Below are 24,826 nucleotides of genomic sequence, written 5' to 3' on the forward strand. Positions count from 1 at the left end.
CGGCGGCCGTCAGCACGAAGACGGCGGCGAAGCCCGCATATCCGACCCATTGCCTGAAGGTCAGCCGACGCATCAGCGGTACGGATCAGCCGTGGCGAGGAAGTCCTGTACATAGCGCCGCACGCCCTCTTCCAGCGGCGTGGATTGACCCTCAAAGCCTGCGGCGCGGATGCGATCCATGCGGGCTTCGGTGAAATATTGGTAGCGGTCGCGGATCGACAACGGCGTATCGACATAGTCGATGGAGGGCGTCTTGCCGGCGGCCTCGAAGGTGGCGCGGGCAAGATCGGCGAACGACCGCGCCTGGCCCGAGCCGGCGTTAAATATGCCAGAGACCTGCGGCGACTGGAGCAAAAACTCGATGATATCGACCACATCGTCGACGTAGACGAAGTCTCGCATCTGGCCGCCATCCGCATAGTTCGGATTGTGCGACCGAAACAGGGTCACGGTCTCGCCTGCCGCGACCTTGGGCCAGATTTGAGCCACGACCGACTTCATTCCGCCTTTGTGACCTTCGTTCGGGCCATAGACATTGAAGAATTTCAGTCCGGCCCACTGGGGCGGCGCATGACCCCGATCCGCCTGCCGAACAGCATACTGGTCAAACAGCATTTTCGAATAGCCATACGCATTTAGCGGGCGAAGCTGCGACAATGAGTCTGCATCGTCATCGTCGTTGAAGCCCGTTTCGCCGTCGCCATAGGTGGCAGCGGAAGACGCGTAGATCATCCGCGAGCCCCGAATTGCGCACCAGTCCCACAGGTCGCGCGACAGGGTGAAGTTGGTCCGCAGAATCAGGTCAGCGTCCGGCTCGGTCGTCGAAGAAATCGCGCCCATATGAACCACGGCCTCGATCCGCTCGGCGTGGCGCTCCATCTGTTCGAACAATTCTTCGGGCGACCAGAAGTCAGCGATCGCGTGTTTGGCCAGGTTCTTCCACTTGGCCAGGTCGGCCGTCTCCAACCGATCGCAGACGACGACATCATAGGCGGTCTCGGCTGTCAGCCGCGCCACGATGTTTGAACCGATGAAACCGGCGCCGCCGGTCACGACGATCATTCTCGGCGTCACTGCGCGCTCCCTGTCATCTTCTCGATCGTTCGCGTGGTCGAATAGCCGTCCTTGAAATCCGCCAGCTTGACCTCCCCACCCCAGCTTTCGACCAGATCGCCGCCCACGACGCCCTCTCGCGTATAATCCGAGCCTTTGATCAGAACATCAGGACGCAGCCGTTTGATCAGGACGATCGGCGTCGGATCATCGAAGCTGGTGACGCGGTCGACGCTGGCCAGCCCGCCGATGACGACGGCGCGACTATCCAGATCATTCACCGGACGCCCCTCGCCCTTCAATCGCTTGACAGATGCGTCGGTATTCAGCGCCACGACCAGACGATCGCACCAGCTGCGGGCCTGCGCCAGATAGGCCACATGGCCGCGGTGCAGGATGTCGAAACAGCCGTTGGTGAAGCCGACTTTCAGGCCCTGACGTCGCCAACCTTCGACTTCGGTCGCCAGCTCGTCGAGCGGGGTGACTTTGGACACCGCAGCGGTGGCATGCTGACTTAGCTCGGCTTCGATCAGCTCAGCGGGTGTAACCACTGCCGTGCCAGCCTTTCCGACGACCACGCCCGAGGCCAGGATAGCGAACTCGACCGCCATCTCCAGCGACGCGCCGGCGCCCAGCGCCAACCCGATCGCGGCCAAGCCTGTATCGCCCGCGCCAGACACGTCGAAGACCTCGCGCGCTCGGCCGGGGAAGTGCTTCACGGGTTCGCCGCGCTGCGCCAGGCTCATGCCCTTGCCCGCACGGGTGACGATGATCGCCTTGGCGGTCGTGGCGGCTAGCAAGGCGGCCAGCGCCGTTTCGACCTCGGCGTCCGTCCCGACTGGCAGGCCGGTAGCGCCGGCCAGTTCCGAAGCATTGGGCTTTATGACATCGACGGCGCCGTAGCGAGCGAAGTCCCTCCCCTTTGGATCGACGACAACTGGCACCCCGGATGTCAGCGCCGCGTTCAGCGCGGAAGCCAGAAGCGCGGCGCTGACAACACCCTTGGCGTAATCTGAGAGCAAATAGACCGACGCATTTGTAAAGGCAGCCGAATGTTGGATCGAGGTCGGCGCAGCCTCGTCATCCAAACGCAACAGCTGTTGCCCTCCCGAAACGAAGCGCGTCTTCACGATGGTGGACGCGCCTGCCGGCCTCGCCACGACGTCCTCGATGTGCGGTTCGGCGGCGATCAGAGCGGTCAATTCCGCGCCAGCCACGTCGTCGCCGATCACGGCGCCCAGCCGCGCCACCCCACCCAGAGCCGCGATATTGCGCGCGACGTTGCCGACGCCGCCCGGCATGGCGACGGTGCGGCTGGTGCGGAGCACAGGGATCGGCGCCTCGGGCGAGATGCGGCTGACCTCGCCATAGACGTAGCGATCCAGCATCAGGTCGCCGACGCAGGCGATCTTCAGGCCGCGCACGCGCTCCAGCAGGATTTGCAGGGCGCCCAGGTCCAGGGTGTCAGACATGGATGCGACCTAGAGGATTCAGGCGGCCTGCGCCACCGGCGCCTTGGCCCCGATCTTGATGGCCAGGTCATCGAAGGCGATCAGTTCGGCGGCCAGGGCCTCGAACTGGCTCAACGGTACCATGTTCGGACCGTCCGAGGGCGCATTGTCCGGATCCGGGTGGGTCTCCATGAAGACCGCGTCCACGCCGACGGCCACCGCCGCGCGCCCCAGCACCGGCACGAACTCGCGCTGACCGCCCGACGACGCGCCCTGCCCGCCCGGCTGCTGAACGCTGTGGGTCGCATCAAACACGACGGGGCAGCCGATCTCTCGCAGCACCGGAAGCGCCCGCATATCGCTGACCAGAGTATTGTAGCCAAAGCTGGCGCCGCGTTCACAGGCCATGACGTTGGGATTGCCGGCGCCAACCACCTTGGCGATCACGTTTTTCATGTCCCAAGGGGCCAGGAACTGACCCTTTTTGATGTTGATCGCCTTGCCGGTAGCGGCGGCGGCCAGCAGCAGGTCGGTCTGGCGGCTGAGAAAGGCCGGGATTTGCAGTACATCGACGACCTCGCCGACCGGACCACACTGAATCTCGGAGTGGACATCGGTCAGGGTCGGCAGGCCTGTGACCTCGCGAATCTCGGCGAAGATCGGCATGGCGTCTTTCAAACCGATGCCCCGCGCGGCGCTGGCGCTGGTCCGGTTCGCCTTGTCGAAACTGGTCTTGTAGATGATGCCGACGTTCAACCGCTCGCCGATTTCCTTCAGGGCATGGGCCGTCTCCAGCGCGTGCTGGCGGCTCTCCATCTGGCAAGGACCGGCGATGAAAGCGATTCTTGCGCCGCCGCCGATGACGACAGGCGTCCGAAGACCTTCGGACAACGTAATGACAGCGTTGGGTCGGCTCACGAGGCGGCTCTTTCGGCGTTCGGTGTTGTGGAGGCGGCTTTTGCCGCAGCTATTGGGCCATCAGGTGGCGCTCTGATGGGATGAGCGCAAGTTATCACGGAGTTCGCCCGCGTGGCCACCAAACCTGTCATCCTGTGGTTCCGCCGCGATCTGCGACTGCATGACAATCCCGCCCTGAACCACGCGGCGGAGACGGGGCGGCCAATCCTGCCCGTCTACATTCTGGACGAGCATTTCGAGCGGCCGACGGGCGCCGCTTCGCTTTGGTGGCTGGACAAGTCGTTGAGGGCGCTGGATGCGGCGCTTCAGGATCGCGGTTCGCGCCTGATTCTGCGCAAGGGCAACGCTCTGACCCAGCTCCAGGCGCTGATCGCCGAAACCGGCGCCGAGGTCGTCTTCATGAACCGTCTGTTCGAACCCGAGGCGTTTGAGCACGACGCCGAAATCGCCCACACGCTCAAGGCGGACGGCGTCGAATGCCGTGGCTTCAATGGCGCCCTGCTGTGCTGCCCGGGCGCTGTGCTGAACGGTTCGGGCCAGCCGTACAAGGTCTTCACCCCGTTCTTGAGAGCTCTGCTGGCCACGGCCGAGGCGCCGGCTCACACAACGGGACCGCGCCAAATCCAGACGCACGTAACGGTTCAATCCGACGACCTCGACGGCTGGAAGCTGCACCCCCACCGTCCGGATTGGTCCAAGGGCTTCGAATGGACGCCGGGGGAGGATGGGGCCTCGCAGGCCTTATCCAGGTTCATACCATCCGGCCTGAAGACCTATGCGAAGGATCGCGACATTCCCGACCGGCAAGGCGCCAACAGCCGCCTGTCGCCGCATCTTCATTGGGGCGAGATCAGCCCTTGGCGGGCGATTGACCGCGCCCGACAGGCGGCCAAAGACGGCAAGGTGTCAGAGTCGGAGGCCGACAAATTCATTGCTGAGATCGGCTGGCGCGAGTTCTCGGCGCACCTGCTGCACCACTTTCCCTACATCGCTGAGCGCGGCTTCCGTCCGGAGTATGACGCCATGCCCTGGCGCAAAGACGACGCGAGCCTCAAGGCGTGGCGACAGGGGCGGACCGGATACCCGTTGGTGGACGCCGGTATGCGCCAGCTCTGGACGACAGGGTGGATGCATAATCGGGTTCGGATGGTCGTCGCCTCCTTCCTGATCAAACATCTGCTGATCGACTGGCGCGAAGGCGAAGCCTGGTTCTGGGACACGCTTGTGGATGCCGACCGCGCCAGCAATGTGCAGAACTGGCAGTGGGTCGCAGGCTCTGGCGCAGACGCCTCCCCCTTCTTCCGCATTTTCAATCCCATCACGCAGGGCGAAAAGTTCGATCCCGACGGCGGCTACGTCCGCCGATGGGTGCCGGAACTTCGCCGCCTGCCGGACCGCTGGCTACAATCACCCTGGACCGCACCCGCTGAAGTGCTGCGTGACGCCGGAATCGTTCTAGGGCGCGATTACCCCAAGCCGATAGTCGAACACGAGAAGGGCCGCGCCCGGGCGCTTGCTGCCCTGAAGACCGTTTCCGGTCGCGGCGACGACCACAGCGACCGTGATTGACCCCCTTTGTATTCCGCGTTGAAAGTCAAAAGATGAGCGTCGCACACGCCGATATCGAAGCCGTCGCCAGCCGAACACCGCGCGTGTTCGCCATGTTGCTGCGGCTTCTGGCCGCCAACTGGACCTTCGGCCGCTTGACGGTGCAACTGCCCAATGGCGAGACCCATGTGCTTCAAGGCAAGCAGCCGGGCCCCAGCGGCATGATGACGGTGCGCGACTACCGGTTCGCACGCCGCGTCCTGGCGGCCGGCGATATCGGCTTCGCCGAAGGCTATATCGCGGGCGAATGGGACAGTCCGCACCTGGCCGGTCTGCTCGAAACCCTGGTGGACAACTACGATCACATCCGGCGCCTGTTCGACGGCAACCTGATCATGTGGGTGGTCAACTGGCTGAGCCACCGCACCAATCGTAACAGCAAGACCGGGTCGAAGAAAAATATCCACGCCCACTACGATCTGGGCAACGCCTTCTATTCCCAGTGGCTGGACGGCACGATGACCTACTCATCGGCCCGCTTCAGCCGTGATGGTGAGGCTCTGGAGACGGCGCAGCGTGAGAAATACGCCGCTCTGGCCCGAATGATGGATCTTCGGCCAGGCATGTCAGTGCTGGAAATCGGCTGCGGCTGGGGCGGCTTCGCCGAGTTCGCGGCGCGCGAGATCGGCGCCAAGGTCACTGGGATCACGATCTCCAAAGAGCAGCACGATTTCGCTCGCCAGCGCATGTTCAACGCGGGGCTGAGCGACCGCGCCGATATTCAGCTGATCGACTACCGCGATGTGCTGGGTCAGTTTGATCGGGTGGCGTCCATCGAGATGTTCGAGGCTGTGGGCATGGAGTACTGGCCCGCCTATTTCGGCAAGGTCCACGACGTCCTTCAACCCGGCGGCAAGGCCGGACTGCAGATCATCACGATCCAGGACGACCTATTCGACGAATACAATGCCCGGACGGATTTCATCCAGAAGTACGTCTTCCCCGGCGGAATGCTGCCCTCCGAAGACCGGCTGGCGCCGGTCGTGTCGAAAGCCGGACTGTCCTGGCAGTCGGTAGAACGCTTCGGCCTCGACTACGCTGCAACGCTCAAGCTTTGGGATGAGCGTTTCCAGGCGTCCTGGGGCGAGATCAGCAAGCTTTCCGGCTTTGACGAACGGTTCCGGCGGCTCTGGCGCTTCTATCTGGCCTATTGCGAGGCCGGTTTCCGCTCTCGCCGCACCGACGTCATCCAACTGAGCCTGTCTCGCCTATGAACCCGCTGATTTCGACAACGAACCTTGCCGCGCGATTGGGCGCGCCGGATTTGCGGATCGTCGATGGCAGTTGGCATCTGGACGGCCGCGACGCGCGCGCCGACTTTGAACAGACCCATATCCCTGGCGCTGTGTTTTTCGATCTGGACGCGATGTCGGATCGAGACAGCGCCCTGCCCCACATGATGCCGACGCCAGAGGCTTTTGCGGCGCCGGTCGGGGCGCTGGGCCTCTCCGTCGACGACCAAATCGTCGTCTATGATACAGCCGGATTGTTCTCGGCGGCGCGCGTCTGGTGGATGCTGAATACGATGGGCGCGACAAGGGTCCAAGTGCTCGACGGCGGCCTGCCGCGCTGGCGTGACGACGGTCTGCCAACCGTCTCCGGGCCTTCAGTCGCAGATGCAAAAGACTTCCATGCCAAGATGGCACCCGATGCTGTCGCCTCGTTGGATGACGTGCGCGCGGTTTTGGCCCAGGACGCCCAGGTCGTGGATGCGCGCGCCGCATCGCGTTTCAAAGGTGCGGCGCCCGAACCTCGCGCCGGTGTTCGCAGCGGCCATATGCCCGGCGCGCGCAATCTCCCCTATGGTCGCTTGCTAAACGACAATGGCACTATGAAGCGTGGTGCGGCCTTGGCGCAGGCCATTGCGGACGCTGGCGTGGATATCAGCCGACCCGTGATCACGACCTGCGGATCCGGAGTGACCGCTGCAATACTGACACTGGGCTTAGCCGAACTCGGTCGTTCGTCGCGGCTTTATGACGGTTCCTGGGCTGAATGGGGCGCCCGAACGGACACCCCCGTCGAAACCGGCTGAGATCAGGCCGGCGGCGCCACGGGGACGACATCGTCGGCGTCGATCGGCTCGTCTTCCTCGCCGCGCGAAACGACAGTCGCCAGAACCAGGTCGCCCGTGACATTCAGCGTCGTGCGGCACATGTCCAGGAAGCGATCCACGCCCAGGATCAGGCCGATGCCCTCCGGCGGTACCTTCACCATCACCAGGATCATCGCCACGACCGGCAGCGAACCGGCCGGCACGCCCGCCGTACCGATACCGCCAAGGATGCAGACCAGCATGACGATGATCTGCTGCGTGATCGTCAGGTCGATGCCGAAGAACTGGGCCAGAAACAGCACCGTCACGCCTTCAAACAGGGCCGTGCCGTTCTGGTTGGCGGTGGCGCCGACCGTCAGGACGAAGCGGGCGATCTTGCGCGGCAGCTTCAGCTCCTGCTCGGCCGCCTTAAGCGACACAGGAAGAGACGCGTTGGATGAAGCGGTCGAGAAGGCCACCACCATCGGCTCGCGCACGCCCTTGAAGAAGGCGATCGGCGACCGGCCGCCAAGGATCCAGATCACCAGCGGATAGACGACGAACATGTGGATCGCCATCGCGCCCACCGCGACGCCCACATAGGCCGCGAGGCGCACCAGAAGGTCCCAGCCGAACAGGGCCGCCAGGTTGAACATCAAGCAGGCGATGGCGATGGGGGCCAGTTTGATGAAGAGGTTGATCAGCTTCATCGTGACTTCGAACATGCCCTCGATGACCTGCTGCAAGCGGTCGGTCGCAGGCGACTTGGCCATCACCAGGCCGATGCCGAAGAACAGAGCGAACACCATCACCGGCAGGATCTGGTTCTCGGAGGCCGCGGTGAAGACGTTCGACGGAATCAGATCCAAGAAGAAATCACCCAACTGGATGGTTTCGGGCGCGCCGCTGACGATGCCGGCCGCGCCGTCACGTCCCTGGTCCAGCAGTTGCTGCGCGAGGACCGGGTCCACGCCCCTTCCGGGCTGGAACACATTGACCATCACCAGGCCGATAACCACCGCGATGCTGGACACCAGAATGGTCAACAACAGGGTCTTGATTCCCGCCCGTCCAAGCGAGCTCAGATCGCCCATCTCGGCCACGCCGACCACCAGGGCCGAGAACAGCAGCGGGATCACCATCATGAACAGCAGGCGTAGGAAGATCTGGCCCAGCGGTCCGGTGACGTTGTCTGTCAGCCAGACCACCCAGGCCGTATCCGCTCCCAGCGTCAGATTGACCAGCAATCCCCCGATCAGACCGACCGCGAAACCGATCAACATCAGCCAGTGCAGCGCAAGGCCGCCGCGTTTCGTCTCGGTCATCTGTCCCCCAGGAAGCGATGCAAGCGTCGGCGCTTATCGGATCGGCAGGCCATAGATCAAGCCGGCCGGGCGCGCGTTCCATTGTGCGTTCAAACCGCGCGCCAGGTCGAGCGCCGATTGCGATCCCAGATTCCGCTCGAAGATTTCGCCATAGTTTCCGACCGCACCCACGGCGTCCTTGGCCCAGGCGTTCGACAGCCCCAGCATGGGGCCGAACTCGCCCTCGGCGCCCAAAAGACGTCCCACGCGTGGGTCCGTCGTCGTCTTGAACTGATCTTCGGCATTGGCCTTGGTGACCCCGAGTTCTTCGGCCAGCATCAGGGCGTTCAGGGTCCAGCGGACGGTCGAGGCCCAGCGTTCGTCGCCCGGCTTGACTACCGGCCCCAGCGGCTCCTTAGACGCCACATCGGACAGGATCACATGCTCGTTGGGATTGGTCAGCACAGTCCGCGCGGCGGCTAGCGCAGAGATGTCGGCGCTGAATGCGTCGCAATCTTCACGCCCATAGGCGTCGCGCGCCGCTTCCTCGGTCTCGAACACGACGGGCCGATATTCGATTCCGCGAGACCGGAAATAGTCGGCGGCGTTGGCCTGGGACGTCGAGCCCGACTGAACGCACACCCGCGCGCCCGTCAATTCGGTGGCGCTGTTCAGGTTCAGCGAACGCCGGACCAGAAAGCCCTGTCCGTCGTAGTAGTTGATGCCGGCAAACACGAAGCCTTCGCCCGCGTCGCGGCTCATGGTCCATGACGAGTTGCGCCAAAGCACATCGATGCGGCCGTCGTTCAGCGCCGTGAAACGATCGGACGCCGACAGAGGCACGAACCGCACCGCGTCGGCATCACCCAGCACAGCCGCCGCCGTCGCGCGACAGAAGTCCACGTCGAAGCCGCGCCACTGGCCGCGATTGTCGGTGTAGGCAAAGCCGACTAACCCCTGATGCACGCCGCAGTTCAAGCGACCGCGGCGTTTGATGGCGGCCAGCGTCGGGCTTTTCGCGACCGCAGTCGAGGACGCTTGCGCGGACGTGACAGGGCTGGTTTCCGGCGCAGGATTGGCGTCCTTGCGCCCGCAAGCCGCCGTCAGCAGCACCGCCGCCATCGCTCCGATCATCCAGCACCGCATCGCGTTCCAGTCCCTCGCCGCTTGCGCCCCGCTGGCTTTAGAGGCCTTTAGGGCTCGATCCGCAACCCATCGGAGGGGCCATGTCGCCGCATTCGGACCGCACCCGCCTGATCGCCGCCGCCACGCGACGCGGCCAAGGCCGGCGCGGCGTCAATCCGCCGATCGAACGCGCCTCGACGATGTTGAGCGATAGCGCGGCCGTCATGCGCGACGAGACCGACGGGCCGACCTATGGCCTCAGCGGGACCAGCGCCGCCCGCGATCTTCGCCGCGCCCTGGCCGATCTGGAGGGCGCGGAGGGGGCCTTCCTCGTTCCGTCGGGCCTTGCGGCCGTCACAGTTCCGCTGCTGGCGCTTTTGAGACCGGGCGACGAGGTGGTCACAACAGACGCCGTCTATGGTCCGACGCGCCGGTTCCTGAGCCGTTATCAATCGACCCGCGGCGTCACGACCCGCTTTTTGCCCGCAGACGCAGACGCGCAGGCTGTTCTGGCCGCAATCGGCGAACGCACGCGGTTGGTGCTGATGGAGTCGCCAGCCTCTCTCACATTCGAAATGGTCGATGTCGCCGCCGTGGCCCAGGCCTGCCGCACACGAGGCGTCCTGACGGTGGTCGATAATACCTGGGCCGCCGGCCTGGCCTATCGTCCGCTGGCCCATGGCGTGGATGTCAGCGTTCAGGCCGTCACCAAATATGTCGGCGGTCATTCGGACGTGCTGATGGGCTGTATTGCGTCGAACAATCCCGCCTGCCTGCGCGCGATCGGCGACACCATCGAGGATCTCGGCTGGCATGTGTCGCCCGATGACGCCTGGCTTGCGCTGCGCGGCCTGCGGACCCTGCCGCTGCGCTATGCCGAACAGGCCCGGTCGGCTTTGATCATCGCGGAGTGGCTGCACGCTCGACCCGAGGTGTCCCGCGTCTTTTATCCACCCCTGCCCGGCTCGATCGGCCATGACGTGTGGCGGCGAGATTTCACCGGCGCGGCGTCCCTGATGGGCGTGGTTATGAAGGGCGGCGACAAGGCGGCGGGCGAGGCGTGCCTGAACGCCCTGACACTGTTCGGCCTCGGTTATTCCTGGGGCGGGTTCGAAAGCCTGATCACCCACGAGACCCATCAGATGGACTACCGCTGCCATCCGCCCGTGCTTGAGGGCGAACTGATCCGACTGCATGTCGGTTTGGAAGACCCCTCCGAACTGATCGCCGATTTGGAACGAGGTCTCGCCGCCTTCACCGCCGCGCTCACGGTTCCTTAAGCGCCGCAAAGGACTGTGCGCCCGTGCGCGAACCGCCCGTTCAGACCCCGGATGATTCGCCGCCGCTGTGGGAACAGTGGGCGGCCGGCTTCGTCATCTTCATGCTGACCGGCGCCTTGATCGCGCCCGTGATCGCGCCGACCCAGGTCGAAACGCCGATCCTGCGGTTCATCTGGTTGCCGGTCTATGCCGTCATCGCCGGCCTGATCGTCTTTCGCTTCGACAAGGTCATACGCGCCTGGCCCGCTTGGCTGATGATGTTCGCTCTGGTCGCCCTGTGTTTCGTCTCGAAATACTGGTCCATCGACCCCGAGGTCACTGAGCGCCGCGTCATCGCCATGGCGATTAACAGCGCTTTCGCCGTCTATCTGGGCGCCCGGTTCCGTGACGACGCCCTGCCGCGCGTCCTGATGTACACCTGTCTGGTGATGGCGGTCGGCAGCCTGATCATGGTGTTCGGCTATCCGAAGGTCGGGGTGCACCAGTTCGACAACGCCGGCCTGTGGCGCGGTCTCTGGTACGAGAAGAACCAGATGGGGCTGGTCATGGTGGTAGGCGCCGTCTCCGCCGCAGCGACCCTGGCCGCCGATCATATCGCGGGACGCAGCCATCGGTTCTGGATCTGCCTGCTGACATTGGGCCTCACCACGCTCTTGGTGCTTGCCACCCAGTCCAAGACGTCGCTTCTGTGCTGGGGCTTGGGCCTGGGCATGATCGGCGGATGGTGGGCGTTGAAACAGGGCGGCGCCGTCATCACCGTCATCGGCATCTGGCTTGCCGTCATCGTTGCGGCGGGCGCAACCTGGCTGTGGAACTCCGACTCCGCCGCAATCCTCGAGGCGCTGGGCAAGGACCCGTCGCTGACAGGCCGCACCCTGATCTGGGAAGCCCTTATGCGGAAGGTCGCCGAGCGCCCCTGGACCGGATATGGCTTCAGCGCCTTCTGGGGCGTGGACTCGATCCCTGCGCGCGAAATCCGCATCGAGACCCAATGGCCCGTCCCCTCCGCCCACAACGGCTGGATCGATCTGCTCGTGCAACTGGGCTGGCCCGGTGCGGTGGCGGTAGGCGCCATCATGGCGCTCTCTGCGATCTTCGTCATCGCGCGCACGAACGGGCTCGGTGCGCGCGAAGGCTATTGGAGCATCGCCTATCTGTCCGCCTTCACCGCTTTGAGCCTGTCAGAGAGCGTCCTGCTGACCCACGCTAACCTGCCGTGGATCCTGATGTTGGCGATTATGGCCCGCTCCGTGACCTTCGATCCGGCCCCGGTTCGTGCGCCGCTTGCTCGACCGGCCTCACGGGCCTACCAGACCCGGTCCCGAATCGCCTCAGACTATGTGAATGGCCGCCGACCTCTTCGCTTTTGACGACGAACCCGAAGCTCGCAAACCCGAGCCGCCCAAGCCTGTCGCGGTGACCCCGCCTGCGGCTGCGTCCGTTATCGCCCCAACCCCCGCGCCGCCACCTGTTCAGGCCACAGCTACGACGGCGGCCGCCACCGGCTATTCCGCCTCATCCATCGAGGTGCTGGAAGGGCTTGAACCCGTTCGCAAACGCCCCGGCATGTATATCGGCGGCACCGACGAGCGCGCCCTGCACCACCTGTTCGCCGAAGTCCTGGATAACGCCATGGACGAGGCGGTGGCCAAACACGCCAAGCTGATCACCGTCGATCTGGACGCCGAGGGCTATCTGTCGGTGCGCGACGACGGACGCGGCATCCCGGTCGATCCGCATCCGAAACATCCCGGCAAGTCGGCGCTGGAAGTCGTCATGACCGTCCTCCACTCCGGCGGCAAGTTTTCCGGCAAAGCCTATGAAACCTCAGGCGGTTTGCACGGCGTCGGCGTCTCGGTCGTCAACGCCCTGAGCGAAAGCGTCGAGGTCACGGTCTGGCGCGACGGTTTCGAATGGAAACAGGCCTTCAGCCGCGGCCAAGTCCTGGCCCCGATCCAGCAGATCGGCCCATCCAAGAAGCGTGGCACCCTGATCCGCTTCAAGCCCGACGACGAAATCTTCGGCATGGGCGCGGCCTTCAAGCCCGCTCGTCTATTCCGCATGGCGCGGTCAAAGGCCTATCTGTTCCGCGGCGTTGAGATTCGCTGGACTTGCGCGCCACAGCGGATCACCGACGCCACACCGGAACAGGCCAGTCTGTGCTTCCCCGGCGGCCTCGCCGACGCCCTGATCGACCGTATCGGTCAGCTGGAGACAGTCACCCCTACCTTTGCCGGCCGCGCCGAGCGCCAGGGCGAGGCGGGCGCTTTCGAATGGGCCGTCACCTGGTCGCCGATTGGCTTTGGTGAATCGGACGGCTTTATCCAGTCCTACTGCAACACCGTCTCCACGCCCGATGGCGGCACGCACGAGGCCGGCTTCCGCGCCGCCCTGGTCAAGGGGCTGAAATCCTACGGTGAACTGACCAACGAGAAGCGCGCCGCGATCATCACGGCCGAGGACGTCATCGCCAATGCCGGCGCCCTGATCAGCGTCTTCATCCGTAATCCCGAATTCCAGGGCCAGACCAAGGACCGTCTGTCCTCGCCCGAGGGTGCGCGCATCGTGGAGCAACTTCTCCGCGACCCGCTGGACCACTGGCTGACCGAGAGCCCCAAACAGGCCAACGCCCTGCTCGGCTTCGTTGTCGATCGCGCCGAGGATCGGCTACGTCGCCGTAAAGACAAGGAGGTTCAGCGCGCCGCCGCCACCCGCAAGCTGCGCCTGCCCGGCAAGCTGTCGGACTGCAGCCGCCAATCGGCCCAAGGCACCGAACTCTTCATCGTCGAAGGCGATTCGGCGGGCGGCTCGGCCAAACAGGCGCGCGACCGCACCACCCAGGCGATCCTGCCCCTGCGCGGCAAAATCCTCAACGTCGCTTCCGCCACCGCCGACAAGCTGCGCGCCAATGTCGAACTGTCCGACCTACCCCTGGCCTTGGGCGTCCAGCCCGGCAACCGGTTCAATATCGACGACCTGCGCTACGAGCGGATCGTCATCATGACCGACGCCGACGTGGACGGCGCCCACATCGCGGCACTGCTGATCACATTCTTCTATCGCGTCATGCCCGAGACAATTCGCCAGGGCCGGGTCTTCATGGCCTTACCGCCCCTCTATCGAATTTCGGCCGGTCCCTTGAGCGAATACGCCCGCGACGACGCCCATCGCGACGAACTGCTGGCGACCGTGTTCAAGGGCAAAAAAACCGAGATCGGCCGGTTCAAGGGCCTGGGCGAAATGATGGCCTCCCAGCTGAAGGAGACCACCATGGATCCGAAGAAGCGCACCCTGGCCCGCATTACGGTGCCCGACGCCGAGGCCAGCATCGAGGATCTAGTCGAACGCCTGATGGGCAAGCGCGCCGACGCGCGCTTCCAGTTCATTCAGGAAAACGCTCAGTTCGTGAAAGAAGAACTCGACGTATAGGGGCCTCGCCGCCCTTCCAACGCAAGGCGACCCCTGACAAAAGGGGGCATGCAGACGCCCGCCCCCTCCGCCACCGTGCTTGACGAACTGAAGGCCGCGCTCGGTCCGGGCGGCTGGACCCAGGATCCTGATGTCATCGCGCCGCATCTGACCGAGTGGCGCAATCGCTGGACGGGCAATACGGCGATCCTGTTGACCCCGCGTTCGACGGAAGAGGTTGCGCGCGCTGTGACGATCTGCGCTCGAGAGGGCGTCGCCATCACGCCCCAAGGCGGCGGCACCGGCTTGGTCGGCGGCCAGATTCCCTTCGGCGAGGTCCTGCTGTCGACCCGCAAGATGCGCGCCGTCCGCGATGTGACTCCGCTTGACGACGCCATGACGGTCGAAGCCGGCCTGACCCTGCTGGAGGCGCAGCAGGCGGCGACAGCGGCCGGCCGCTATTTCCCGCTCAGTCTTGCAGCCGAGGGCTCAGCCACCATTGGCGGCGTCATCTCAACCAACGCCGGGGGCACCCAGGTGCTGCGTTACGGCATGATGCGCGACCTGGTGCTGGGCCTCGAGGCGGTCATGCCGAACGGCGAAATCTTCCGGGGCCTGAAGCGGCTGCGTAAGGACAACACCGGATACGATCTGAAACAGCTGCTGATCGGCGCCGAGGGCACGCTGGGCGTTGTCACCTCCGCCACCCTGAAACTCTTCCCCATCATGCGGTCGCGCGCCGTCGCGGTGGTCGGGCTGGAAACAGCCGCCGCCTCGGTCGAACTGCTCGCCCGCGCTAAGGCCGAGACCGGCGGCGGGGTCGAGGCGTTCGAGCTGATGAAGCGCCTCGGTATGGAAATGGTGCTCAAGAACATCCCCGACACCCGCGAGCCGCTGGACTCGACCCCCGACTGGTACGTCCTGATCGAGATCGCCTCGGGGACGCCCGGCGGCGCCGAGGCCCAGATGGAGGCCCTGCTGGAGGTCGCCTTCGAGGAAGGCCTGATCACCGACGCCGCCATCGCCCAGAACGACGCTCAGCGCGCCGCCTTCTGGCGTCTGCGCGAAGAACATTCGGCGGCGCTCAAGCCCGAGGGCGGCGGCTGGAAACACGACGTCTCCGTCCCCATCAGCCGCATCGCCGAATTCATCGACGAAGCCTCGGCCGCTATCGAACGCTTTCACCCCGGCGCCCGTATCTCTGTCTTCGGCCACGTCGGCGACGGAAATCTGCATTACGACATCCTGCCGGGCGTCGGTCAGGACATCCCTGCCTTCATCGGGCGCTGGAAGGAAGGCTCGCAAGTGGTTCACGACGTTGTCGGAACCTACGACGGGTCCATCTCCGCCGAACACGGGTTGGGCCGGCTGAAGACCGAAGAGGTCAAGCGCTACAAGTCGCCGCTCGAGATCGAAACCATGGCCGCCATCCGCCGCGCCATCGATCCGAAGCGGATCATGAACCCGTCGGTCCTTTTCTAGAACCGACGGGCGGGCAGCTTATCTGAACTTCCGCAGGCCTCTGGGGCCCTGGCGACCGGCGCCGGCGCGCTTGCCAAGCCAGTCTTTCCAGTCGGGCCAGTTGCGACGACGTCCGCCGCCGTCGGCCCATTCCGGTCCCGTTTCGGCGTTGAAGACGGTGATGTCGGCGAGGCCGCCCTGTTTGAAGCTTTGCAGCTTCATGCCCTTGCCGCGTCCCATCTCGGGCAGTTCAGCAAGAGGGAAGATCAGCGTCTTGATGTTCTCGCCGATCGTCGCGACGTGATCGCCGGTCACCCGCAGCACCGCCAGCATTTCGCCGTTCAGCACCTGTTTGCCGCCACGCTTCTGCGCCAGGGTGTCGTCTTCCGGTGCGATGAAGCCGTATCCGGCCTTTGATGCGATCAGAAGCTTGCCGCCCGGCTGATACGCCAGGACGTTGATGATCTCGGCCTTTTCGTCCAGATCGATCATCAGGCGCAACGGCTCGCCATGGCCACGTCCGGAGGCCAGCTTGTCCGCGCCGATGGTGAAGATGCGTCCGTCCGACGCCGCCACAAGCAGCTTGTCGGTCGTATAGGCCGGGACGAGGTAGGCGAGTTGATCGCCTTCCTTGAACTTCAGCTCCGACGGATCCTCCACCTTGCCCTTGGCGGCGCGAATCCAGCCGCGTTCCGACAGGATGACGGTGATCGCCTCGCGCGGGATGAAGGCCTCAGGCGTGACAAAGGCGGACGTATCCACCGCCTCGGCGATCGTGGTCCGGCGCGGAGAGATCAGCGCCTTGCGCACGGCCTCCAGCTCCTTGGAGATCGCCTTCCACTGCTTGCCTTCCGACGAAGTCAGCGCCTTCAGGTTGGCAAGTTCTTCCGACAGCGCATTGAATTCCTTTTCGATCGTCATCTCTTCCAGACGCGCTAACTGACGCAGTCGGGTGTCGAGGATGAAATCGGCCTGAACTTCCGTGAGGCCGAAGCGCGCGATCAGGACGGCCTTGGGCTGATCTTCCTCACGAACGATGCGGATCACTTCGTCCAGGTTTAGGAAGACGATGCGCAGGCCTTCCAGCAGATGCAGACGCTTCTCGACCCGCTCGATCCGCCATTGGGAACGGCGGTTCAGCACCTCGCGCCGATGATCCAGGAAGGCGCGCAGGCAGTCTTTCAGACCCATGACGCGCGGCGTGCCGCTGGCGTCCAGCACATTCATGTTGATCGGGAAGCGGACCTCCAGGTCGGACAGTTTGAACAGGCTTTCCATCAGCATTTCAGGCTCGATGGTGCGGTTCTTGGGCTCCAGGATCAGGCGGATGTCCTCGGCCGACTCGTCGCGTACATCGCCCAGCAGAGGCGCCTTCTTGTGCTCGATCAGGTCCGCCAGCGCCTCGATTAGTCGCGACTTCTGCACCTGATAGGGCATTTCGGTGACGATGATCCGCCAAACGCCGCGCCCCAGATCCTCGGTTTCCCAGCGCGCGCGAAGGCGCACCCCGCCCCTCCCCGTCTCATAGGCGTCCAGGATGGAGGCATGGCCTTCGACCGCTACGCCCCCGGTCGGGAAGTCGGGACCCGGCACATGCTGGACCAGGTCCTCAGTCGTCGCGTCCGGCCGCTCCAGCAGCAGTTGGCAGGCGTCGATCAGTTCGCCGACATTGTGCGGCGGGATCGAGGTGGCCATACCGACCGCGATGCCGGACGAACCATTGGCCAGCAGATTCGGGAAGCCGGCGGGCAGGACGATCGGCTCCTCGTCCTGATCGTCATAGGTGGGCCGGAAATCGACGGCTTCCTGATCAATGCCGTCCAGCAGCAGGACGGCAGCGGGCGTCAGCTTGCACTCGGTGTAGCGCATGGCTGCGGCGCTATCGCCGTCGATATTGCCAAAGTTTCCCTGACCATCGACCAGCGGATAACGCTGGGCGAAATCCTGGGCCAGGCGCACCAGCGCCTCATAGATTGAGGCGTCGCCGTGGGGGTGGTATCCGCCCATCACCTCGCCGACGACCTTGGCGCATTTGCGCGCCGCCGCCTGCGGGTTCAGCCGCATCTGATGCATGGCGTAGAGGATGCGCCGGTGCACGGGCTTGAACCCGTCACGCACGTCCGGCAGCGCGCGGTTCGTAATGGTCGATAGCGCGTAGGCCAGATAGCGGCGGCTGAGCGCCGTCTCCATCGGCTCGTCGATGATGCGACCGCCTTCCGGCGGCGGGGCGTGGATCGTCATGGCTCTGCGAATCGGGGATCGGAAGCGGGAAGTCTAGCCCGTAAGGCGCCAGATTGGGGGATAAGCGCGCTGGGGAGTCACCAAACCGCTCCGCCGTGCGTATGTGAGAGACACACCCTCGTCAGGCCGCGCCATGATCCTGTTCCTGCTGTCCTATCTCGCCGGCGTTCTGACCATCGTCAGTCCCTGCATCCTGCCGGTTCTGCCCTTCGTTTTCGCACGGGCAGATCGGCCGTTCATCCGCAACGGTCTGCCATTGTTGGTCGGGATGGCCGTGACCTTCGCGGGCGTGGCGACGCTGGCGGCGCTGGGCGGCGGCTGGGCGGTTCGAGCCAATGAGGTCGGGCGCTGGATCGCCTTGGCCGTCATGGCGGTGCTGGGCGTCAGCCTGCTGTTTCCGGCCATGGGCGATCGCCTGATGCGGCCGTTCGTGGCGGCGGGGTCCTGGCTGACCGATCGCGCCGAGCGCCAGGGCGGCGATCAGGGCGACGTGCGCTCGTCCCTGCTGCTCGGCGTCGCAACAGGGCTGCTCTGGGCGCCGTGCGCCGGACCCATTCTGGGTGTGATCCTGACGGGCGCAGCGCTTCAGGGCGCCGGAGTCGGAACGACGGTTCTGCTGTTGGCCTATGCAGCAGGCGCGGCGACATCCCTGGGTCTGGCCCTGTTGGTCGGCGGTCGCGTGTTCAAGGCCATGAAGGGCGCGCTAGGCGTCGGCGAATGGGTAAGGCGCGGCCTGGGCGTTCTGGTGCTGATCGGCGTGGTCATCATCGGCCTGGGGGCGGATACAGGACTGCTGACCCGGATTTCGGCCGCCAGCACGGGCCGGATCGAACAGGCGCTGCTGGGCGGGATCGGGCGCGGTATGCCGACGAACCAGGCCCCGGCCGATCTGGCCAATCTGCCCATCGAAGGGGTGATGCCGCCGCTGACCGGGGCGACGACCTGGATCAACACCCCGCCGCTCACGACCGAACAACTAAGGGGCAAGGTGGTTGTCGTCGATTTCTGGACCTACTCCTGCATCAACTGCATTCGCTCCATCCCCTACGTCCGCGCCTGGGCCGAGAAGTATAAGGATCAGGGTCTGGTGGTGATCGGCGTGCACACGCCCGAGTTCGCCTTCGAGAAATCCGAGGCCAACGTCCGCCAGAACATCCAGCGCCTTGGCATCACCTATCCGGTCGCCATGGACAACGAGTTCGCCATCTGGCGGGCGTTCAAGAACCAGTACTGGCCCGCCCACTACTTCATCGACGCCAAGGGGCAGATCCGTCACCACCATTTCGGCGAAGGCGACTATGCAGGCTCCGAACGCGTGATTCAGCAACTTCTGAAGGAAGCGGGCGCCGCAAACGTCGCCAGCAACGTCGTTACGGTCCAGGCGCAGGGCGCAGAGGCCGCCGCCGACATGGCCCGGGTCGAATCGCCGGAGACGTACGTCGGCTATGGCCGCGCCGAGAACTTCCGCTCTCCCGGCGGCCTGGCCAACGACGTGATCAAGGACTACGTCGCCGCGCCGCTGAAACTGAACGATTGGAGCCTTTCGGGCCGCTGGCGTGTGACGCGTGAGCATGCCGACCTGCAGACCGCTGGCGGCCGTATCGCCTTCCGCTTCAAGGCGCGCGATCTCCATCTGGTCATGGGGCCCAGCAAGCCGGGCGCACCCGTCCGATTCCGCGTCCGGATCGATGGCGCGGCGCCGGGCGCGAACGCCGGCAGCGACATCGACGCCCAAGGCCTTGGCCGGGTCGATGGCGAGCGACTGTACCAACTGGTCCGTCAAACGGGCGCGGTGCGCGAACGGACGTTCGAGATCGAGTTCCTGGATCCCGGCGTTCAGGTCTTCGCCTTCACCTTCGGCTAGAGCCGACCGGCGTCGCCGAGCTTGTCCAGCATCCACACGCGCGCAGGCGGCAGGGGCTTGTTCTGCGGGTGGAAGACGAACTGCTCCAGGAAATGCCCCGTCAGGTCGAACCCTGCCCGGACGTCGCCTTCGATCAGACCGGATTGCGCGCCCAGCATGAAGGGCGGCAGGGTCAGCATCTTGTCGGCATAGGGGGCGCCGGCGTCACGACTGACGGCCCGGCCCGTGCGGGGACTGACGTAGATCAAATCGTCGGCGGTGCCGGTCGCGGCGCATTTCGACAGGTCGAGCCCGAAGCCCAGGTCTTCAAGTAGGCCGGCTTCGAAACGCACGAAGATCGCAGGCCAGACCGCCGGCATTTCGAACGCCGCCATCAGCGCCTCGAACGCCAGAAAGACGCCGGGATGCGGCTCACGCTCCGGCAACGCCCCTTGAGTGACGCCTGCCGCCGCCGCCAGTCCGGTCAGCGCCAAGGCGTCGTCGAACAGGGCGCTGGGCCCCTCGCCAACCGGCTCCAGCCGCACCGCGCCGAGGTGATCCGAGGTGCGGGCTCGGTAATCGGCAACGACCCGCGCGCCCGCCTGCAGGAATGGCTTCATCTTGCGTGACGCGCCGCCCGCCACATAGGCAGAGCGCCTGCCGTGGTTCTCGGTCAGCAGATCGACCACAGCGCCCGTGTCGCCGTGGCTGCGCGCCGACAGGACGAACGCCTCTTCGTGGAAATCCATCAGTCCGCCGGATCCTGAGCGATCAGCCCGACCACGCTCTTGGCCTTGTCGTTCGGCACGGTGAAACTGAGCACATATTGCTCGATCTTCCAGCCATGGTCGGTCAGGCGCAGCACGCCTGAGCCTCGCGTCAGGCCATAGGCATCGTTGTCGAGCAACTCATCGAACCAGACGATGCAGCGGCAACCGCCCGGCGCCAGGGTCGCCACCCGGTCATGCGGGCGATAGGTCCAGCCTTTCCCTTGTGAGAAATAGGGCGTGGCGTAGGCGCGAAACTCAGCCAGTGACCAGCGCTCGGCCGCATCCGTGCCGATGAACCGGGCGTCAGGCGTGAACAGATCGAAATAGGCGTCGCTATCCGCATGCGAGGCCGCCGCGTGCATTCGGTCGAGAACAGCGCCCGCCTCGAGGACGGGATCGCCCGCAGCCTGCGTCGATGAAGCAAAAAGGACGAGAGCGGCAAGAAGAGCGATCATGGTCCCGTTCTACTCCTGTTCTCCTCGCCGGGAAACAGTCGGACGTCTCAGCGCGCCAGTGTCGTCGGAAACTCGTGGCCCAGGGCCTCGGCCATCGCCTGCTGGCTGATCAAGAAGACCTGGTCACGCAGGTGATAGTTGTTGGACAGGACGATCACCGTCACGTCGGCGTCCGGCTGATAGAGCATCAGGTTGCGGAATCCGCCCCAGCTGCCGGTGTGGTAGATCTGGCGGTCCTGGAAGCTGGGCCGCACCTGATCGCCAAGACGGTTGGCGAAGATGCCAAAACCCCAGTCCCGACGCGGATGGCTGCGTTCGTTCGGTTTTGTGTCGGCCGGCGCGTGATCGGCCAGCATCTGTTGATAGCTGGCGGGGGTCAGCAGGCCGCCGCGGTGCAGCGCCCTTTGCCAGACCAGCAGATCGTCCAGCGTTGAATAGACCGCGCCGGCGCCCGCCACGATAGAGGTGTTGGCGTTCGGCTGGGCCGCCAGACCGCCGGGGAAGTTGGCGTAGCCCATGATGACGCGGTGATCGCCGCCATCGAGATCAAGCCCGCTATCCTTCATGCCGAGAGGCTTGAAGAAGGTCTCGCGCATATAGGTCTGGAAGGGCTTGCCGCTGGCCTTTTCGACGATGGCGGCGGCCAGATTGAAACCGGCGTTGTCGTACTGAACCTTGGCGCCCGGCTCGAACTGAAGGCCGAACCGTTTCGAATCCTCGGTCAGTTCGTCCAGCGTCGCTGGCGTCGTGCGGCGCATGCCCCAACCGGGCCGCGCCATCAGGTCGGGAATGCCCGAAGTATGCGACAGCAGGTGGCTGATGCGGATCGGCGCCCAGGCCTGCGGACAGGGCTGGATCCATTTGCAGACCGGATCGGAGACGTTCAGCTTGCCCTCGTCTTGAAGCTTCAGGATCGCCGTTGCCGTGAACTGTTTAGAGATCGAGGCCAGACGGAAACGCGAGCCCAGCGCCAGCGGCTGATTCTGCTCGTAGTTGGCCTTGCCATAGACCTGGCGGAACAGGACCTTGTCGCCCTTGGCCACCAGAACCGCGCCCATGAAGCGGCCTGAAGCGGCTTCGCGATCCAAGCGCGCCGCCAGTTGCGGCAGTTCCTGAACCACGACCACCGGTGGTCGTGGCGGCGCATCGGCGCGCTCGGTCGCCAGTTCCACATCGGTCTTGGGGGCCACGGCCGTGGCGATGCCGCCCCAGACCGCGCCGCCAAGGATCAGCGCCCCAAGGACGCCCAGAACGAGCCGGGGATGCCCCCCGGCGGTACGCGGCACATCAAACACAGGAACTCAGACGTCGAAATCCAGACCGAACTGGGCATAGAGGGCGCGGCTGTCCTGCCACTTCGGATCGACCTTGACGGTCAGGAACAGGTGCACCTGGCGGCCCAGGATTTCGTTCAGCTCCTCGCGCGCCTTCTGGCCGATCCATTTCAGGGTCTGGCCGCCCTTTCCCAGCACGATGGGCCGCTGGCTCTCGCGCTCGACATAGATGGTCTGTTCGATCCGGGCCGAGCCGTCGGCGCGATCCTCGAAACTGGTGGTCTCCACCGCCGCAGAATAAGGCAGCTCTTCATGGACGCGCAGATAGACCTTCTCGCGCGTGATCTCCGCCGCAAGAACCCGCACCGGCACGTCGGCGGCCTGATCCTCGGGATACAGCCACGGCCCCTTGGGCATGGACAGGGCCAGACGTTGCTTCAGGTCCTCGACGCCGTCGCCATTGGCCGCCGAGATCATATAGACCTCGGAGTAAACTCCGCTTTCGAACAGCTTCTGCGACAGCGCCAGCAGGGTGTCGCGGCGCATGCCGTCGATCTTGTTCAGCGCCAGAACAACCTTGGTCCCGGTGGCCTGCAGGTTGGCGATGATGGTCTCGGTGTCCTCGGCCGAGCGACGATCGGCCGCCGTGCCCTCTCGGCCTTCGGCGTTGATGTGCGACTGGGCGTCGATCAGGTGAACGACGATGTCCGCATCTTCTGCTCCGCCCCAGGCTGAAGCGACCATGGCTCGGTCCAGGCGACGACGCGGCGTGAAGATGCCGGGCGTGTCCACCAGCACGATCTGGGCGTCGCCTTCCATGGCGATGCCGCGCACGGGAAAGCGCGTCGTCTGCACCTTTTGCGTGACGATCGAGACCTTGGATCCGGTCAGCCGGTTCACCAGCGTGGACTTGCCGGCGTTGGGTGCGCCGATGATGGCGGCAAAGCCTGCGCGCTGGTTTTCGATATCGGTCAAATGACGCCTTCACGTTTGAGGAGAGCCGTTGCGGCCGCCTTCTCCGCCTCCTGACGCGAACGCCCTTGCGCGGTCAAGGGCTGCACGTCCTGCACGGACACTTCGACGGTGAATGTCGGCGCATGGTCCGAACCCGTCCGATCGGCGACGCGATAGGTCGGCAGCGGCCGCCCCAACCCTTGCGCCCATTCCTGAAGCGCCGATTTCGGATTGGTCACGGTGCGGGATGGCGGCGCCGACAGTTCGTCGGACCAGGCCCGTTCGAACACGGCCTTGGCGGCATCCAGTCCCCCGTCCAGATAGACGGCCGCCAATATGGCCTCGACCGCATCGGCAATGACGCCGGCCTTGCGCCGCCCGCCGGTCTTGGTCTCGCCGGGCGAGAGCCGCAGCGCAGGCCCCACGCCCAGGGCTTCGCCCACGCGGGCGCAGGCCCCCTTGTCGACCAGGGCGTGCAGGCTGGACGATAGCTGGCCCTCGTCCGCCGTCGGAAACTGGGCCGACAGCCGCTCGGCGACCAGAAGACCCAGAACCCGGTCGCCCAGGAATTCCAGCCGCTCGTTGTCGCGTGGACCGTGGATGCCGGCCGGCGCCCCCTCGCCCACGCTGGCGTGGGTCAGGGCGCGCTCCAGCAGGGCCTTGTCCTTGAACCTGTGTCCCAGGCGCGTTTCCAGCGCCGCGACCGCTTCGGCTCTCAGATTGGCCATCAGTGGAGGACGTTGAAGAACCGGTCGAGCCGCACGTTCAACCAAGTCCAAGGCTTCACGAACGACGAACCGGGCTTCCACGAGAACAGGATGATCTGCGCCTTGCCGACCAGGTTTTCGGCCGGGACCATGCCGACGCCGCTGGACTGTTCGACGCGGCTGTCGATCGAATTGTCGCGGTTGTCGCCCATCATGAAGTAGTGACCGGCCGGGACTTCATAGACCGGGGTGTCGTCCAGATCGTTTCCGGGACCGAAGTCCTGGGTCATGAAGCTCTTGCCTTCCGGCAGGGTCTCGCGAACCTCCGTCACCGGGCGCGGGCCGAAGATGTCGTTGATCTCCTGCTCGCTGACCACGACGTCCTGCACAGGCTTGTCGTTGATATACAGCTTGTTGGCGATCATCTGGATACGGTCGCCGGGCAGGCCGATCACGCGCTTGATGAAATCGGTCTTGTTGTCGCGCGGCAGCTTGAACACGACGATGTCGCCGCGCTTGGGGGCCGAGCCTATGATCCGCCCGTCGAACAGCGGCGGGCTGAACGGGATCGAGTGCTTGGAGAAGCCATACGACCACTTGGAGACGACGATATAGTCGCCTTCATACAGGTTCGGCTCCATGGAGGCCGAAGGAATGGTGAAGGGCTGGAACAGGAAGATGCGCAGCACCATCGCGATCAGCAGGGCGAAGACGATGGTCTTGAAGATTTCGCCGGTTTCGCTGGCCGCCGAAGCCGCCTTGTCACCGCCGTTGGGCGTCTTGGCATAGACCTTGTGGTTCGCCGTCGTCGGCTCCTGCACCGACTTGACCGGAGCGTCTGCCTCCGAGGCCGCAAATCGTTCTTCGGGGGTGGCGTCGCGATTGGCGTCGTCGGGCTTTTGGTCTTCGCTCATGCGATCAGGCATCCTCGCCGCGTCC

General features: G+C 64.9%; 20 protein-coding genes. 8 read left to right on the forward strand and 12 right to left on the reverse strand.

What is annotated here, in order from left to right; genetic code table 11:
• Positions 1-72 precede the first annotated feature (72 nt).
• Genes rfaD through kdsA form a run of 3 tightly spaced genes read right to left on the reverse strand, consistent with a single transcriptional unit; the run spans position 73 to position 3,422 of the window.
• The gene (rfaD, locus tag RT123_RS11300) at positions 73-1,062 is read right to left on the reverse strand and encodes an ADP-glyceromanno-heptose 6-epimerase (RefSeq protein WP_313009234.1); all 990 of its coding nucleotides are present in this window, start codon (positions 1,060-1,062) and stop codon (positions 73-75) included.
• An 8-nt stretch (positions 1,063-1,070) separates the two neighbouring features.
• Positions 1,071-2,525 (reverse strand): D-glycero-beta-D-manno-heptose 1-phosphate adenylyltransferase, encoded by a 1,455-nt coding sequence (rfaE2, locus tag RT123_RS11305; protein WP_313009219.1) that lies wholly within the window; start codon positions 2,523-2,525, stop codon positions 1,071-1,073.
• 18 nt (positions 2,526-2,543) lie between these two features.
• Complete coding sequence (gene kdsA, locus RT123_RS11310; RefSeq protein WP_313009220.1) at positions 2,544-3,422, reverse strand: 3-deoxy-8-phosphooctulonate synthase; 879 nt, start codon at positions 3,420-3,422, stop codon at positions 2,544-2,546.
• A 111-nt stretch (positions 3,423-3,533) separates the two neighbouring features.
• Between kdsA and RT123_RS11315 the strand changes: the two genes are divergently transcribed.
• The 3 genes from RT123_RS11315 to sseA are packed head-to-tail and all read left to right on the forward strand — an operon-like array spanning position 3,534 to position 7,065.
• A complete protein-coding gene (locus RT123_RS11315) occupies positions 3,534-4,991 on the forward strand; it encodes a deoxyribodipyrimidine photo-lyase (protein ID WP_313009222.1) in 1,458 nt (485 codons plus the stop codon).
• A gap of 32 nt (positions 4,992-5,023) precedes the next feature.
• Positions 5,024-6,244: a cyclopropane-fatty-acyl-phospholipid synthase family protein gene (locus RT123_RS11320; protein ID WP_313009223.1), complete on the forward strand. Its 1,221-nt coding sequence runs from the start codon at positions 5,024-5,026 to the stop codon at positions 6,242-6,244.
• Positions 6,241-7,065 carry a 3-mercaptopyruvate sulfurtransferase gene (gene sseA / locus RT123_RS11325; protein WP_313009224.1) on the forward strand — a complete coding sequence of 275 codons (825 nt, stop codon included), beginning with the start codon at positions 6,241-6,243 and terminating at the stop codon, positions 7,063-7,065. Before RT123_RS11320 ends, sseA begins: the two co-directional genes overlap by 4 nt.
• A gap of 2 nt (positions 7,066-7,067) precedes the next feature.
• On the opposite strand, the gene RT123_RS11330 is transcribed toward sseA, so the two are convergent.
• Both RT123_RS11330 and RT123_RS11335 read right to left on the reverse strand, forming a co-directional pair.
• A complete protein-coding gene (locus RT123_RS11330) occupies positions 7,068-8,390 on the reverse strand; it encodes a dicarboxylate/amino acid:cation symporter (protein ID WP_066628371.1) in 1,323 nt (440 codons plus the stop codon).
• Between the two features lie 33 nt (positions 8,391-8,423).
• Positions 8,424-9,515: an amino acid ABC transporter substrate-binding protein gene (locus tag RT123_RS11335; RefSeq protein ID WP_313009225.1), complete on the reverse strand. Its 1,092-nt coding sequence runs from the start codon at positions 9,513-9,515 to the stop codon at positions 8,424-8,426.
• An 80-nt stretch (positions 9,516-9,595) separates the two neighbouring features.
• On the opposite strand from RT123_RS11335, the gene metC reads away from it, so the two are divergent.
• From metC to RT123_RS11355, 4 genes are read left to right on the forward strand one after another with little or no spacing between them, the layout of a single operon-like run.
• On the forward strand, positions 9,596-10,774 hold the full coding sequence (gene metC / locus RT123_RS11340) for a cystathionine beta-lyase (RefSeq protein WP_153921823.1): 1,179 nt from the start codon (positions 9,596-9,598) through the stop codon (positions 10,772-10,774).
• A gap of 23 nt (positions 10,775-10,797) precedes the next feature.
• A complete protein-coding gene (locus RT123_RS11345; RefSeq protein ID WP_313009226.1) occupies positions 10,798-12,144 on the forward strand; it encodes an O-antigen ligase in 1,347 nt (448 codons plus the stop codon).
• Complete coding sequence (locus tag RT123_RS11350) at positions 12,119-14,203, forward strand: ATP-binding protein (protein ID WP_313009227.1); 2,085 nt, start codon at positions 12,119-12,121, stop codon at positions 14,201-14,203. Before RT123_RS11345 ends, RT123_RS11350 begins: the two co-directional genes overlap by 26 nt.
• 48 nt (positions 14,204-14,251) lie before the next feature.
• Positions 14,252-15,664 (forward strand): FAD-binding oxidoreductase, encoded by a 1,413-nt coding sequence (locus RT123_RS11355; RefSeq protein WP_313009228.1) that lies wholly within the window; start codon positions 14,252-14,254, stop codon positions 15,662-15,664.
• 18 nt (positions 15,665-15,682) lie between these two features.
• On the opposite strand, the gene parC is transcribed toward RT123_RS11355, so the two are convergent.
• Positions 15,683-17,884 (reverse strand): DNA topoisomerase IV subunit A, encoded by a 2,202-nt coding sequence (gene parC / locus RT123_RS11360; RefSeq protein WP_313009229.1) that lies wholly within the window; start codon positions 17,882-17,884, stop codon positions 15,683-15,685.
• A gap of 133 nt (positions 17,885-18,017) precedes the next feature.
• Here parC and RT123_RS11365 point away from each other — a divergent pair, with 133 nt between their 5' ends.
• Entirely contained in the window at positions 18,018-19,748 is a 1,731-nt protein-coding gene (locus tag RT123_RS11365; RefSeq protein WP_313009230.1) for a cytochrome c biogenesis protein DipZ, read from the forward strand.
• Here RT123_RS11365 and recO read toward each other — a convergent pair.
• Genes recO through lepB form a run of 6 tightly spaced genes read right to left on the reverse strand, consistent with a single transcriptional unit; the run spans position 19,745 to position 24,801 of the window.
• Positions 19,745-20,476, reverse strand: a complete 732-nt coding sequence (gene recO / locus RT123_RS11370; RefSeq protein ID WP_039245096.1) for a DNA repair protein RecO — start codon at positions 20,474-20,476, stop codon at positions 19,745-19,747. The genes RT123_RS11365 and recO overlap by 4 nt on opposite strands.
• Complete coding sequence (locus RT123_RS11375) at positions 20,476-20,952, reverse strand: nuclear transport factor 2 family protein (protein ID WP_313009231.1); 477 nt, start codon at positions 20,950-20,952, stop codon at positions 20,476-20,478. Before RT123_RS11375 ends, recO begins: the two co-directional genes overlap by 1 nt.
• 47 nt (positions 20,953-20,999) lie before the next feature.
• Positions 21,000-22,238 (reverse strand): serine hydrolase domain-containing protein, encoded by a 1,239-nt coding sequence (locus tag RT123_RS11380; protein WP_313009232.1) that lies wholly within the window; start codon positions 22,236-22,238, stop codon positions 21,000-21,002.
• 15 nt (positions 22,239-22,253) lie between these two features.
• Entirely contained in the window at positions 22,254-23,201 is a 948-nt protein-coding gene (gene era / locus RT123_RS11385) for a GTPase Era (protein WP_017503839.1), read from the reverse strand.
• On the reverse strand, positions 23,198-23,908 hold the full coding sequence (rnc, locus tag RT123_RS11390) for a ribonuclease III (RefSeq protein ID WP_313009233.1): 711 nt from the start codon (positions 23,906-23,908) through the stop codon (positions 23,198-23,200). Before rnc ends, era begins: the two co-directional genes overlap by 4 nt.
• Positions 23,908-24,801, reverse strand: a complete 894-nt coding sequence (gene lepB / locus RT123_RS11395) for a signal peptidase I (protein WP_313009236.1) — start codon at positions 24,799-24,801, stop codon at positions 23,908-23,910. The genes rnc and lepB overlap by 1 nt, the downstream gene beginning before the upstream one ends.
• Positions 24,802-24,826 lie beyond the last annotated feature (25 nt).

It is taken from the genome of Brevundimonas vesicularis (assembly GCF_032067225.1).
Taxonomy (GTDB): Bacteria; Pseudomonadota; Alphaproteobacteria; order Caulobacterales; family Caulobacteraceae; genus Brevundimonas; species Brevundimonas vesicularis_F.

Coding starts and splice junctions, on each gene's coding strand:
- rfaD (WP_313009234.1), bottom strand. CDS start 1,062: ATGATCGTCGTGACCGGCGGCGCCGGTTTCATCGGTTCAAACATCGTG.
- rfaE2 (WP_313009219.1), bottom strand. CDS start 2,525: ATGTCTGACACCCTGGACCTGGGCGCCCTGCAAATCCTGCTGGAGCGC.
- RT123_RS11320 (WP_313009223.1), top strand. CDS start 5,024: ATGAGCGTCGCACACGCCGATATCGAAGCCGTCGCCAGCCGAACACCG.
- sseA (WP_313009224.1), top strand. CDS start 6,241: ATGAACCCGCTGATTTCGACAACGAACCTTGCCGCGCGATTGGGCGCG.
- RT123_RS11330 (WP_066628371.1), bottom strand. CDS start 8,390: ATGACCGAGACGAAACGCGGCGGCCTTGCGCTGCACTGGCTGATGTTG.
- RT123_RS11335 (WP_313009225.1), bottom strand. CDS start 9,515: ATGCGGTGCTGGATGATCGGAGCGATGGCGGCGGTGCTGCTGACGGCG.
- metC (WP_153921823.1), top strand. CDS start 9,596: ATGTCGCCGCATTCGGACCGCACCCGCCTGATCGCCGCCGCCACGCGA.
- RT123_RS11350 (WP_313009227.1), top strand. CDS start 12,119: ATGGCCGCCGACCTCTTCGCTTTTGACGACGAACCCGAAGCTCGCAAA.
- RT123_RS11355 (WP_313009228.1), top strand. CDS start 14,252: ATGCAGACGCCCGCCCCCTCCGCCACCGTGCTTGACGAACTGAAGGCC.
- parC (WP_313009229.1), bottom strand. CDS start 17,884: ATGACGATCCACGCCCCGCCGCCGGAAGGCGGTCGCATCATCGACGAG.
- RT123_RS11365 (WP_313009230.1), top strand. CDS start 18,018: ATGATCCTGTTCCTGCTGTCCTATCTCGCCGGCGTTCTGACCATCGTC.
- recO (WP_039245096.1), bottom strand. CDS start 20,476: ATGGATTTCCACGAAGAGGCGTTCGTCCTGTCGGCGCGCAGCCACGGC.
- RT123_RS11375 (WP_313009231.1), bottom strand. CDS start 20,952: ATGATCGCTCTTCTTGCCGCTCTCGTCCTTTTTGCTTCATCGACGCAG.
- rnc (WP_313009233.1), bottom strand. CDS start 23,908: ATGGCCAATCTGAGAGCCGAAGCGGTCGCGGCGCTGGAAACGCGCCTG.
- lepB (WP_313009236.1), bottom strand. CDS start 24,801: ATGAGCGAAGACCAAAAGCCCGACGACGCCAATCGCGACGCCACCCCC.